The 12480-nt window shown below is 43.8% G+C and carries 14 protein-coding genes; 6 read left to right on the forward strand and 8 right to left on the reverse strand.

Features of this window, described 5'->3' with window-relative positions:
- Positions 1-9: 9 nt before the first annotated feature.
- From AC58P7_RS01650 to AC58P7_RS01670, 5 genes are all read right to left on the reverse strand, one after another.
- Positions 10-315 (reverse strand): LapA family protein, encoded by a 306-nt coding sequence (locus AC58P7_RS01650; RefSeq protein WP_497339649.1) that lies wholly within the window; start codon positions 313-315, stop codon positions 10-12.
- Between the two features lie 124 nt (positions 316-439).
- Positions 440-2230 (reverse strand): oligoendopeptidase F, encoded by a 1791-nt coding sequence (pepF, locus tag AC58P7_RS01655; protein ID WP_497339650.1) that lies wholly within the window; start codon positions 2228-2230, stop codon positions 440-442.
- Between the two features lie 456 nt (positions 2231-2686).
- The gene (locus AC58P7_RS01660) at positions 2687-2869 is read right to left on the reverse strand and encodes a hypothetical protein (RefSeq protein WP_028556538.1); all 183 of its coding nucleotides are present in this window, start codon (positions 2867-2869) and stop codon (positions 2687-2689) included.
- Positions 2870-2958: 89 nt separating this feature from the next.
- Positions 2959-3795 carry a TerC family protein gene (locus AC58P7_RS01665; RefSeq protein WP_497339651.1) on the reverse strand — a complete coding sequence of 279 codons (837 nt, stop codon included), beginning with the start codon at positions 3793-3795 and terminating at the stop codon, positions 2959-2961.
- A 258-nt stretch (positions 3796-4053) separates the two neighbouring features.
- The gene (locus AC58P7_RS01670) at positions 4054-4299 is read right to left on the reverse strand and encodes a hypothetical protein (protein WP_497339652.1); all 246 of its coding nucleotides are present in this window, start codon (positions 4297-4299) and stop codon (positions 4054-4056) included.
- Positions 4300-4496: 197 nt separating this feature from the next.
- On the opposite strand from AC58P7_RS01670, the gene AC58P7_RS01675 reads away from it, so the two are divergent.
- Together AC58P7_RS01675 and AC58P7_RS01680 are read left to right on the forward strand one after the other, a co-directional pair.
- Positions 4497-5201, forward strand: coding sequence for a class I SAM-dependent methyltransferase (locus AC58P7_RS01675; protein WP_497339654.1), 705 nt, complete (start codon positions 4497-4499; stop codon positions 5199-5201).
- 139 nt (positions 5202-5340) lie between these two features.
- A complete protein-coding gene (locus AC58P7_RS01680) occupies positions 5341-5538 on the forward strand; it encodes a cold shock domain-containing protein (RefSeq protein WP_028556542.1) in 198 nt (65 codons plus the stop codon).
- Positions 5539-5795: 257 nt separating this feature from the next.
- Here AC58P7_RS01680 and AC58P7_RS01685 read toward each other — a convergent pair whose 3' ends face one another.
- The 3 genes from AC58P7_RS01685 to AC58P7_RS01695 form a co-directional block, all read right to left on the reverse strand.
- Positions 5796-6443, reverse strand: a complete 648-nt coding sequence (locus tag AC58P7_RS01685; RefSeq protein WP_497339655.1) for a nitroreductase family protein — start codon at positions 6441-6443, stop codon at positions 5796-5798.
- Between the two features lie 143 nt (positions 6444-6586).
- Positions 6587-7720, reverse strand: a complete 1134-nt coding sequence (locus tag AC58P7_RS01690; protein ID WP_497339941.1) for an MFS transporter — start codon at positions 7718-7720, stop codon at positions 6587-6589.
- Between the two features lie 65 nt (positions 7721-7785).
- Complete coding sequence (locus AC58P7_RS01695; protein WP_497339656.1) at positions 7786-9120, reverse strand: multi antimicrobial extrusion protein MatE; 1335 nt, start codon at positions 9118-9120, stop codon at positions 7786-7788.
- A gap of 170 nt (positions 9121-9290) precedes the next feature.
- Here AC58P7_RS01695 and AC58P7_RS01700 point away from each other — a divergent pair, with 170 nt between their 5' ends.
- From AC58P7_RS01700 to pfkA, 4 genes are read left to right on the forward strand one after another with little or no spacing between them, the layout of a single operon-like run.
- The gene (locus AC58P7_RS01700) at positions 9291-9605 is read left to right on the forward strand and encodes a hypothetical protein (protein WP_497339657.1); all 315 of its coding nucleotides are present in this window, start codon (positions 9291-9293) and stop codon (positions 9603-9605) included.
- Between the two features lie 28 nt (positions 9606-9633).
- Entirely contained in the window at positions 9634-10266 is a 633-nt protein-coding gene (locus AC58P7_RS01705; protein ID WP_497339658.1) for a hypothetical protein, read from the forward strand.
- Positions 10267-10309: 43 nt separating this feature from the next.
- Positions 10310-11335 carry a tetraprenyl-beta-curcumene synthase family protein gene (locus tag AC58P7_RS01710; protein WP_497339942.1) on the forward strand — a complete coding sequence of 342 codons (1026 nt, stop codon included), beginning with the start codon at positions 10310-10312 and terminating at the stop codon, positions 11333-11335.
- A 36-nt stretch (positions 11336-11371) separates the two neighbouring features.
- Entirely contained in the window at positions 11372-12340 is a 969-nt protein-coding gene (pfkA, locus tag AC58P7_RS01715) for a 6-phosphofructokinase (protein WP_497339659.1), read from the forward strand.
- Positions 12341-12480 lie beyond the last annotated feature (140 nt).

The following is a 12480-nucleotide window of genomic DNA, read 5'->3' on the forward strand; positions in this document are numbered from 1 at the left end:
TTGAGCACATTATACGCTGGGCTCGCTGTGTTCGAGATTGGCACCAGATGGGGACACAGCTGTAGGATGTAAAGCATCATGAAGCTGTTTCTCCAGTTGTTTTACTTTGCGCTGCAGCTTGTATTGACGAACCATGCCGAAGAGGCCAACAATCAGACCGCCTAATAAGGTCGAAGTTAAAATGACAAGAATCAAAGGCGTGGAAGTTGTCGCGAACATGAAGTTCACTTGTACCGGATCCACATTAACGACAGCAAAAACTGCGGTGATTAGAGCAAAAACTAAAGCGCTGATGAGAATCCATTGCATCTTCATCTAGCCATCATCCTCTCTATCTCTATTTGAGAAAAAGGTTGAAAGCCTCTGCTTTCAACCTTTTTCTTTTCTTGCTATCCGCCCTCGGCGTGTAACCGAGGGGCAGGATGAATCCCTGAATCGCTTACTTCGTGAGCTCTTCCATTTGATCCAGCAATGAGCTGAATACGCTCATCGCTTGCTTAATCGGCTCAGGCGTTGACATATCTACGCCTGCCTTCTTAAGGATGTTCAGCGAGTAGTCGCTGCCGCCGCTTTTGAGGAAGCCGAGGTAGCGATCAACCGCTGGCTGGCCTTCATCCAAAATCTGTTTAGCAAAGCTAGTAGCCGCCGAGAAGCCTGTCGCATATTTATACACATAGAAGCTGTTATAGAAGTGTGGGATACGAGCCCATTCCATCTCGATATCTTGATCCACAACCATGTCATTGCCATGGTAGAGCTTATTCAAGCCATAGTAGATTTCACTGAACTCTTGTGGCGTCAAGGAATCGCCTTGTTCCGATTTCTCGTGCGTGATCATTTCGAATTCAGCGAACATCGTTTGCCGGAATACGGTCGTCCGGAACTGGTCTGCGTAGTATGTGAGCAGGTACATTTTTTCCTTCGGATCCGTTACGCGTTTCAGAAGGTAATCCATGAGAAGAGCTTCGTTCAGCGTAGACGCGACTTCGGCTAAGAAAATCGTGTACTGCGCATAACGATACTCTTGGTTCTCATCCGACAAATAGGAATGAATCGCGTGGCCCATCTCATGCGTCAACGTAAACATGCTGTTCAAGTTGTCTTTATGGTTCAACAGCACGTAAGGATGAGTGCCGTAAGCACCCCAACTATAAGCACCATTACGTTTGTTTTTGTTCTCATAAACATCAATCCAGTGGTTGTCGAAGCCGTCTTGAAGAATTTTCAAGTAATTCTCGCCTAGCGGAGCTAAGCTCTTCTTGATTTCTTCTTTCGCTTGCTGGTAGGTAATGTCCATTTTGAACTCTTCGACTAGCGGTGCAAAGAGGTCATACATATGTAGTTCATCGACCTTGAGCAGCTTTTTACGGAGTTTGAGATACCGCTGCAGCTGAGGCAAGGATTCGTGAATGGTGGAAATTAAGTTCGTATACACTTCTTTCTTGATATTGTCACCGAACAGGGTGGATTCAAGAACTGAAGGGTAATGACGCGCCTTCGCGTAGAAAATATTTTTGTTGATGTTCGCGCTTAGTGTGGCGCCAATCGTATTCTTATTGTTGCGGTACGTTTCATAAACAGCTTTGAACGCATTTTTCCGAACTTCAGGATCGCGACTCTCTAAGAACTGGATATAGCTGCCGTGTGTAAGCTCGACTTCTTCACCTTTTTCGTTCTTCACCTTCGGGAACTTCAAATCCGCATTGTTCAGCATCCCGAAAATTGTGCTAGGTGCTCCCGCCATTGTTCCCGCTTGAGCAAGAAGAGCTTCTTGTTCTTTGGTTAACGTATGAGGCTTCTGACGAATCATTTCTTCGAGCGTATCTTTATAAAAAGATAAGGAAGGATCACTCACAAGCTGCTGAAGTTTTTCGTCCGAAAGGCTTAGAATTTCTGGAGAAATAAAGGAAGCGGCTTCGCCTACCTCGACACTGAGCTTTTTGGCTTTTTCGGATAAAGCCTGATAAGTAGGTTCTGCTGTATCTTCATGATGCTTCATGTTGGCATAGACATATAATCTTTCCATTTTCACAGAGAGTTCATCTTCCAACTGGAAAATTTGCTTCACGGAAGCAGCATCGTTAAGTTTTCCTTGGAAGGCACTGACTTTGCTAAGCGAGCTTTTCACATCTTGAAATTCCTGATCCCAAGCCTTCTGATTGGCAAATAAATCCTCCAACTGCCAACGGTGCTCGGCCGGTACTTGCTTGCGTTCCAATAATTGAGTCATCGGAGCCCTCCTGTCCTTGTTTTGAGATTGGGTTAAGCTGGTATCCTTTGCGTGTAAATCAGCTACAGGGATTGAGCTTAGAAGAATTCCCATTGCAGCCGTTACATAAAGAAGGCGCATTGCGGTCACGCTCCCGGCATATTCCCATGAGGAATGTTCTAGCTGAAATCCCATAACATGGTTTTCACCTAGTATGACCGATTGCGTGTTCAATTATGACCACATAAGAAAGTATAAGCTTTCGGTTCCCGAAAACAGCTTTCTTATTGGCGATAATATCTACCTCTCCAGGGGTCCCCACAAAGTAATCGGATTTTTCTTCGAAGGTGAGCGTCAATTTGTGGGGTAGAATAGCGGTCGCTCATCTTTGAATAACCTCGATAGAGATATTCTCATTATACAAAACAAACGACTCCGTCGTCCATTGAGGATGAGCACGTTTGTCTAGGATTAAATTCAAGTTCCTGCTCGGAAAAAGCTAAGCAAGATCAGAACGAAGGATATGGAAACCATAACAATCGCCAGTAGAGCAAGATAGCGTTTCATTTGTGCCGGAAGGCTGTCTTTTTTCATAATCAATATGATCGCCAGACAAAAGGATACAATTACAAATGTGAGTATAGATCCAGAATCGGTCATGGGGAAATCATCCTTTTTCCAATAGAGTATGTCACTTGTTTCAAAGTGCATGATACTAATTTTCGCTGCCTCGCGTCAAAATTCCTTTTTTAGCCTGCATGCTGCATCGTTTCGTTGGTCGTATCATCATTTTCCTCTTTCACGAGAATGAACTTGCCGCGCGAATCCATTTTGACGGTATAGCGATCCTCAGGCGAGATCTGAGCCTCTTCACTTAGCTCCTTGGGAAGTGTTAACTGTCCGCTGTCTCCGACACTTACCTGATAACCAATCATTTTGGACCATTTGCCTGCACCAAGCACAAGGAGGATGAGCAAACCAATGAACAACCACTTACCTAGTGGATTGGATGCGAAGAAGGGAGTCAGAAACTTTTCTCCAGTAATCATTTTCCCAGCGGTAAGTGCAAGTACTCCTGCACCGATATAAATAATGGAGGGAAACTTCTCGATCCACTTAATGAATAGCGTACTGCCCCAGACGACGATAGGCACACTTACCAGAAGACCAATGATAACGAGCAGGAAATTCCCGTGTGCTGCACCAGCGACTGCGATGACATTATCTAATCCCATGACGGCATCGGCGATAATGATGGTTCGAATAGCAGCCCACATGCCATCTTTCGCTTGCATATTCTCATGATTTTTTTTCTCGCTCAAGAGTTTATAAGCAATCCATAAGAGCAAGATTCCGCCAATTAACAGTAGTCCAGGTATTTTAAGCAGCGTTACAACAATTAGCGTGGCGAGTGCTCGAATAATAATCGCACCAACCGTCCCCCAGAGGATAACTTTCCTCTGTGTTTCCTTTTTCAAATTGCGTGCAGCCAACCCAATGACAATGGCGTTATCCCCAGCAAGCACCAAGTCAATCAGAATAATACTAAGCAGAGAAACGAAAAAGCCCGTTGATAACCAATCCATACGCGAACACACTCCTTCAAGGTTTTTAGATGCAAAAAGAGCCCAGCACCGATGACCGGTGAAGGCTCTAATTCATCAAAAAAGACCTTCACCACTAAAAATGGCAAAGGTCTTGCTAACAACGTTGTCGTTGCCAATAAAGCCGGGATCTGATGAGGATCCGAATTGACGACTTTACTGTATCAGCTACTCCCCTTTGGAGTATTGCTATTATATTATACTTTTATTATATGCAGCACCTCTTAAAATAGTCAAGATTTATACGTTTTTAAAAGCTTCCATAATGGCTTGCAATTCTTCTTCCGTGCCATCGAATTTATCTTTGGCAAAGCGCTCGCTGGCCCAGTGCAGCATGGCAGGTCGTCCAATAAATGTGTGGCATTCTTCACCCCATTGATCGGTGATTTCGGTTAGGACGATTTTCGTACCTTGCACCTCAACATTGAGCATGTTCCATTTATCTTTTTTATAAATCGTATGTCTTTTAAAGGGTTGATGTGACATGATTGATCCTCGTTTCTGTAATAAGCTTATAGATGTCTTCAATCGTATCATAAAATGCTGCTATTTCCAAACAGGCTGATCGTATTTTTCGTTATTTTTCGTAAATTTCTTGTTGCAGCTGTGAAGCTCTCATGATAAAATCCTCCTAATCCTTTCCAGAGGGAAGGGGTTATGAGCTGAGTTGAGGAGAGATGAGCATGGAACAGAAACGTGTGTATGAGCAAGTTGGGGTTGCAATGACCTCGAGATCGTTAGTGGAATACGAGAAGATGTTTATGCTGCAGACAGAGGATTTGATCGGAAAACGTGTCTTAGATGTTGCAGGTGGCGCATCGTCGTTTACGACAGAAGCATGTCAGCTTGGAATTGACGCTGAAGCGGTTGACCCTTTATATGAGAAGTCACCCAGCGCAATTGCGGAACATGGCATGCAAGAGATCGAGCATGTCGCAGCGAAGATGGCGAAATTAGCGGATGTCTACGACTGGACGTTTTACGGATCTGTTGAGAGGCATAAGGCAGGGCGTATTCATGCCTTACAGCGGTTTATCGAAGATTTTTCAAGCTCAGAGGGCGCAGCGAGATATCATACAGCTTCCTTACCTTTGCTTCCGTTCGTATCGGAAAGCTTTGACCTCGTGATGTGCAGTCATTTTCTTTTTTTATATGAAGAACAGTTCGACTATGCATTTCACATTGCCGCGATCAGAGAATTACTTCGTGTTTGCAAGCCGGGTGGTGAAGTACGAGTGTACCCGCTGATGAATTTCCGCACAGTGGAATACTCACATCTTCATGAGCTAATAAGTGAATGTGAGCGTGACGGATTTACCGTTCAAAAGAGAGAAGCTAGTCTACCTTTTTTACCAAATTCTCACCAATATTTATGCATAAAAAAATAGCCCTCTGCATAGTGAAATACCTTGGTACATCAACAAATTTCAGCATGTCCGACTCGTAATTTCCGTTGATTTTTCACCTTGCGAATGGTATAATTTCCTTATTCGTCATAGATGGCGATATTTTTAGGAGGTTGTTCATTTGAAGGGTACAGTGAAATGGTTTAACGCAGAAAAAGGGTACGGTTTTATTTCTGTTGATGGAGGCGACGATGTATTCGTTCACTTCTCCGCAATTCAGGGCGAAGGATTCAAAACATTAGAAGAAGGCCAATCCGTTGAGTTTGATATTACTCAAGGTAACCGTGGTCCTCAAGCAGCTAACGTCACCAAATTATAAGATACTGGGACTCCCTACTTATAAATAGTGTCATAGCACAAGCAACAAAGACAGTTCTCGGGTTCGCTCGGGACTGTCTTTTTTGTTTCTTGAACTTATTTCGGCGGGAATAAGCCATCCCATAGAATGTCGATAATTTGTGTAACGGCCTCACCCTCATGAGGAAACATAAATCGTTACAAGTGTCTGGATCTAAGAACTAGTCTTGTGGTATGTAAAAAAGGAGCTGCCCGCACTCGCGGACAGCTCCTTTCCAATTAGTCGATGATCTGAAGAATCTCATCCACTTCTTTGCGTGCCATTTTCCCTGGTCTTTCCTTCGGATAACCTAGGGAAATAACCATATTAATTTGATATTCTGCCGGAATCTCAAGATAAGCTCGGATTTGATCCTGTGCTAGCAGCACAGGGCCCGTCATAGGGCACGTTGCTAAGCCTCGTGCATGTGCAGCAAGCATCAGGTTCTGTGAAGCTAAACAGGAGCTCTTGATGCCTTCTTCGGCCCAGACATGATCATCGACGAGCTCAATCGGGTCGAAAATGCGATCACGGAACTTGGATTCATACGGTGTTGCCAAGCAAATGATGAGAACAGGGGCATCCGAGAAGGCCGTCGCGTAAGGTCCGAAGGATCTAACGAGCATACGTGCTTCTCTGGATAGTCCTTTTTCCTCGGCAGCCGCGGCACGTAAGTGAAGCTGATCCCAAGTCAATTGCTCAATATGTTTGATCTTTTCTGTATTTCGAATGGCGATAAATTTCCACGTTTGTGAATTCGTATCACTGGGAGCATAACGCGCACAGTCAATAATCTCACGAATATCTTGGGCTGCGACTTCTTGCTCTGTAAAGTTACGAATGCTGCGTCGTTCAAGGACGATGGCTTTGAAATCTTCATAATTCATAGTAAATGTGTACCTACCTTTGCTGCTCATATTATTCTGTGTAATTTATTACTTGGTACTAAGACTATATCCTTATTATAGGGGAGATGGGCTAGGAGCACAACTGCCGCGACACCCAAATGGCCTCGATAAAGGTTTTCTTATCATCGACTAGGAAGAGCGTCCTCATTCTTCTGGAATAGATAGGTGCATAGAAAACCAATGGCTGAGGTTGTCGATAAGCACGCGGCAATGATATAGACAGTGCTGCCACCAGCTGAATTGTAGATCCAGCCACCTGCCGTGCCGCTAATCAAGCCAGCTATACTGGACCAAGCTACCGCGAATATCGCTTGACCTGAGGATCGATATTCATCCGGAATAATCTGGCTCAAATAGCGATTCGCTGTAAATAAGAAAACACCGAAAGTTAGACTGTGAAGGAGTTGAATGCCAATCACCCAAGTTGGATCTTGAATGAAGCTCATCATGATGAAGCGGAAGGCATATATGACACCGGCAAAGGCAAGTAACGGCAGTTCCTTAAAGCGATGGCCATGCTTGCTTAGATAGAAAAATACTGGAATCTCACTTAACGCAGATGTCATCCAAGCATAGCCGATGAGTGAATCGGAAGCACCTAGTTGACGCATATACAGTGCAAGGAAGCCATCATTGAACCGATGCGAAACCGACATGATGATTACGAGCACAAGGAACCATATGAATTTTTTGGATCGTATGATATTTATCATGCCGCCGAATGCCATCTTCTTGCCGCCTTGACGCGTATCTTTCAGCAATAAAAGAATGATTAAAGTACAGCCTATCGTCATAAAAAGGAGTACGGGTGTAAGTCCCGTTCCGTATGCTCGCAGCAATAAGCCGAAGCCACCTGCAGAAAGTGCGAAGCCAATGGACCCATAGGCGCGGAAGGAGGCATAGCTCTTCCCGCTGGATCGGATATGCAGCATGACTTGGCTGTCATTTAAGGAGTTTACCGGTTGCTGGAAGAAGAAAAATGCAGCCAGACAGACATAGAGAAGGGAGAACCAACCTGCTGTAAATACTAAGATTGCTGTCACGAGTTGACCGAGGATCAGAATGATCATAATTTTCTTTACGGTTTGAAAGCGGTCGCTCAGGAAACCCCAGAGCAGGTTGGTTGCAATACCGATTAACGGCCCGATGGCATACAGCAAGCCGATTTGAATTTTGGAGTATCCTTTATAATCGAAATAAAGCGGGAAAAAGGTAACAACAATTCCCATCGTCATGAAAAAGGAAAGAGTAAACATTTTAAGCAATCGATCGTTCTTCTCGACCGGATTTGAATTTGACAAACGTAATCATCACCATTTCATTACATATTTTGTTGCTTTAGGCTAGGTTGCTGAAGTTCCGCAGTCCTTTTTAGCACATAGATGACGACAAGCAGTTCTGCCAGCATGCCCACCGATTGCGCAAGAGCGCCAATCATTCCATTCCAGCCTGGAACAGTTGCAATGGCAACGAATAAAGTTAATACCGTAATAGTAGCATTCGCGGATTGCGAGAAAACCATGATTTTAGTTTGGCCTCTCAGCATGATAATTCCATTCATATAATCAAGCCATGGGAATACAATCGTCATAATCATGAAAATACGCATTGCACTAAGGCTGGCTTGTCGCAGCTCGGCATTCACGCCCATGATATGGGTCATAAACCAGGGACCGATTGGTGTATAGGCAAGAATCGCAATGAGCGTTCCTGGGATGAAGCTCAGAATGAGAATGAACGTTTTAACCCGTACAGCATCTTTACGATAGAAATTAAGGACGATCTGATGTATGTACGAAAAAAAACTCATAACAAGCTGAGTTAAGGAGCCAGCAATGGCAAAGGACGAGATGGCTAGATGGATATGTGTCGTTTTGCCTAACATGGCATTGATCGACGGTCCGATAATAACGGCAATTACAGAGGAATATAATAGCGGCTTATAAAAGCTGAAAATTTGCTTCTTCGTCTCAATAGGATGATTCGGTGCTTTCTCTGGAATGACACGCTTCAGTAAGCTAGTACCTTCCCATATAGCAACAGTTGCCTCAATGATCATACCTACAAGGAAGATAATCGCACCAACTCGACCGCTGGACACTTGATCCGTCGTGATGAAATATAAGGATAATACATACATCGCGATGATTCTGACACCCATTCCGATCGTCAGCCATTTGGTCCGCATATTGAAAATAATAATACCGTGGAACAAACATCGCATGCCAGAGAAGATGCTGACGTACATGAGAATGCGATATACACTCAGTGTTGCGGCTAACATTTCGCGTTCTACGCCAAAAAAATAAATAAACACCCATTCGCCAACCGGTGTGTAGCAAAGTATAAGGCCAAGCAGAATGATTGCAGCAAATACATAAGAGCTGACAACACCCATGGCGCGGAAGGATACGCGGTCCCTTACAAGTGCAGAGCAAGCTTGCCGGAGCAATACAACGGGTTTCTCAGTTAGTCCTAGTAGACTTAAGGGGATGGCATAGCTGGCAATGACCATTTCGGGATTATCCGCTCTAGCCAAAGTGCTATTAATAATAACATGTGAGAGGGTAACAAGTGTTGCAGAAAGACCGAGGGGGAGGAAAAAGGAGATGAGCTGTTTCCATGTGATCGTTTCTTTTAATGTCTTAGCGTTCATCCAAATCGCACTCCTTCGCGTTTTGCAAAACATTTACTAAGTATATCAGAAAATGAAATGTGGTTGACATACAATTTTAACTGGAAACCCAAGGTTTGAAGTGATACATTTAAAGGTAGAATGTTTCTTTAACAAGACAGACTGTTTGGCCTGCAAGGAGGTACATAGCAATGAACAATTATTTTCAGTATGATGAGCGGTTAGGCATCGAGATTCCCGTTTTGGAATTGGAGTGGGACATGTATGACGCTGCAATTCGTATACATCTATTATTACAATGGGAACAAATTCGGGGCGTAATCCCTGATCGCATTATGAAATTGGAAGCACAAATCATTGAAAAGCAAAATAAACTCGATCTGGAAGACGACTTTGTAACCTCCTGCCGTTTGAATTCCGATATTGCCGACTTGGCTTCAATCATAAATGATCTTCATCTCTGGTTCCGCACTAATCAGGATTTAGAATCTAAAACCCACCATTAATGGTTGTCAATGAAGGGAGAATGACTGCATGCAAAGCAATAAGGATGGGAATAACTGGCTTGGAACGATAGCGAAACCACTTCTAGAGCATCTCCCGGCATTGTATCCGATTGAAGAATGGGATGTTGCCATGGATGCGCGTATTGAAGCTCTATCGCCAGCTGCGATAACAGAAGGAAGTCCAGAGCAGTTGCCCTATGGCTTAGCGATTAAAGCGGGTCTCTTTCTACTCAATGAGAGCCTGGATAAATCGCACGATATTTCGCAGGAAATTACGAATGCTACTGGGAGCTACTGGCATGCACTGATGCATCGGATGGAAGGCGATTATAGCAATGCGAAATACTGGTTTAACGATGTTGGCCATCATCCTATTTTTTCTAACCTAATCCAATGTGTAAGAGATAGCCTATCGCTCAAGGACTTCATTGAATTGGAGAATGAAGCTCTTCGTCATAAGCTTGAGGTTCTTGTAACATCGCCAGTTTGGAATCCATATGTCTTTATTGATGTGATTGAAATCCAGGTTTCGCTTGTTCAGAACCCAACGGTTGATAGTTGGCTGCGACATATCCAGCGAGCTGAAATGCAATTATTACTTCAATTCTGCTATGAACAAAGTTGTGGAGGAAGCTTACTTGAAGCAATTGGGCAGAAGTAGCACAAGAAGTCATGCGAGGGTTCCGCAAGGACCCGTCCGATTAATGATTAGTGTATATCGCTATATATTACCGGAAGTAAATGAGCAGCTGACCTTATGGAAAAGCAAAGCAGCCCATATTCCCGATGAAGAGCTTCGTACCCAAGCCTTAGCTAGTATCGCGACGAAGCAATTTCATTGTCAAGGAGGAGCTGTATATGCAGCTGCTCATTTATCGATGCGTCATGTACTCATTCCGCTTATTGTAGCTTTCCAAACCATCAGTGACTATTTAGATAACTTGTGTGATCGAAGTACTTCATTGGATCCTCTGGATTTTCGGCAATTGCATCAATCGATGCTAGACGCCGTTGACCCTACCCAGCCTCGGCATGAATATTATGCTTATCGTGTTGAGAAAGAAGATGGTGGCTATTTAACGGAGCTTGTTGAGCAATGTCAGGCGTGTATCAGCCAGATGCCATCGTATCTGAAAGTGGCTGATCAGGTAAAAGAATTCGTTGGTTTGTACTGTGATTTACAGGTGTACAAGCATATTCGTAAAGATCTGCGTGAAGATCAGCTGCATCACTGGTGGAATGATCATCATCAGAAATACCGCCAGATCGATTGGAATGAATTTGCTGCCGCCACAGGATCAACTTTAGGTATGTTTATGTTGTTTTTGGCTGCCTGTGACCCATTTCTGACGGACAAGCAGGTGGATTCCATTCGGGAAGCTTATTTTCCATATGTGTGCGGACTTCATATCCTGCTTGATTATTTAATTGATCAGGAAGAAGATAGTGAAGGCGGAGATCTGAATTTCTGTACCTACTACGACTCACTGGATACTACCGTAGAGCGAATCGCTTTCATCGCCCAAGAGGCACGTAGTAAAATTTTGTTCTTGGAACATCCGCGATTTCATCGTATGATAATCGAAGGTTTGCTTGCTCTCTATTTATCTGACCCTAAGGTCAACAGTCAACACCAAGTGAAGAAAATCTCAAAGCGTTTAATGAAAAACAGCCCATTAACACGACTGTTCTTCTGGATAAATAGCATGTATATCCGTACGACATCATGAATGTCATTCACAAGAATTATGAAGGAGGAAATTAAAATGTCAGCAGTAAAATCAATTGCCGTTTTAACCAGTGGAGGAGATTCTCAGGGGATGAATGCAGCCGTTCGAGCAGTGGTTCGAAGCGCATTGTTCCATGGGCTCGAAGTGTATGCTGTTCAACGTGGGTATCAAGGTCTCATTAATGATGATATCCGTAAAATGGACTTGCGCAGCGTAGGTGACATCATTCAACGCGGAGGGACGATTCTTCAAACGGCTCGTTGTAAAGAATTTATGACACCTGAAGGTCAACAAATCGGTGCTGATAACTTGCGTAAACGCGGGATTGATGGCTTGGTTGTTATTGGTGGGGATGGTTCCTATCAAGGTGCGAACAAGCTTAGTAAATTAGGAATCAAAACGATGGGACTGCCAGGTACGATTGACAATGACATCCCGTTTACAGACTTTACGATTGGATTTGATACAGCAGTCAGCATCGTAGTAGATGCAATTAACAAACTACGCGATACCATGACATCGCATGAACGTTCATCGGTTGTTGAAGTTATGGGGCGTCATTGCGGTGAAATCGCACTTTACGCTGGACTAGCTAGTGGTGCTGAAACGATTATTGTCCCAGAGGTGGACGTGGATATCACTGAGGTGGCTAATCGGATGAAGGAGAACTTCAACCATGGCAAGCGTCACAGTATTATCCTCGTTGCTGAAGGTGCAGGAACTGGCGAAGGCATTGCCAATAAGATCACAGAAACGAACGGGATTGAGCCTCGTGTTACCGTTCTTGGTCATATTCAACGCGGTGGTGCTCCAACTCACAATGATCGTATTTTGGCAAGTCGTCTAGGTGATTTCGCTGTTCGTAAACTAATGGAAGGTGATTCTTCCAAAGCTTGTGGTATCATCAAAGGTGAACTAGTCGCTACGGATATTGATCTTGTTGTGAACACAAAACGTACCTTTAACATGGAGCTTTACGAATTGGCAAGCCGTTTGTCGCAATAAGCCTAATTTCCGGTTTGAGTATTGAACTTCATTGTTATTTCAGCTATAATAACCAACATTATATAAATCGACATCATGTCTATGAAGAGCATCCAACTCGGAGACGTTCATGATCGGAAGGATCTTAAGAGTCCTTCTCT

The sequence above is a fragment of the Paenibacillus sp. J22FR5 genome (assembly GCF_059691975.1).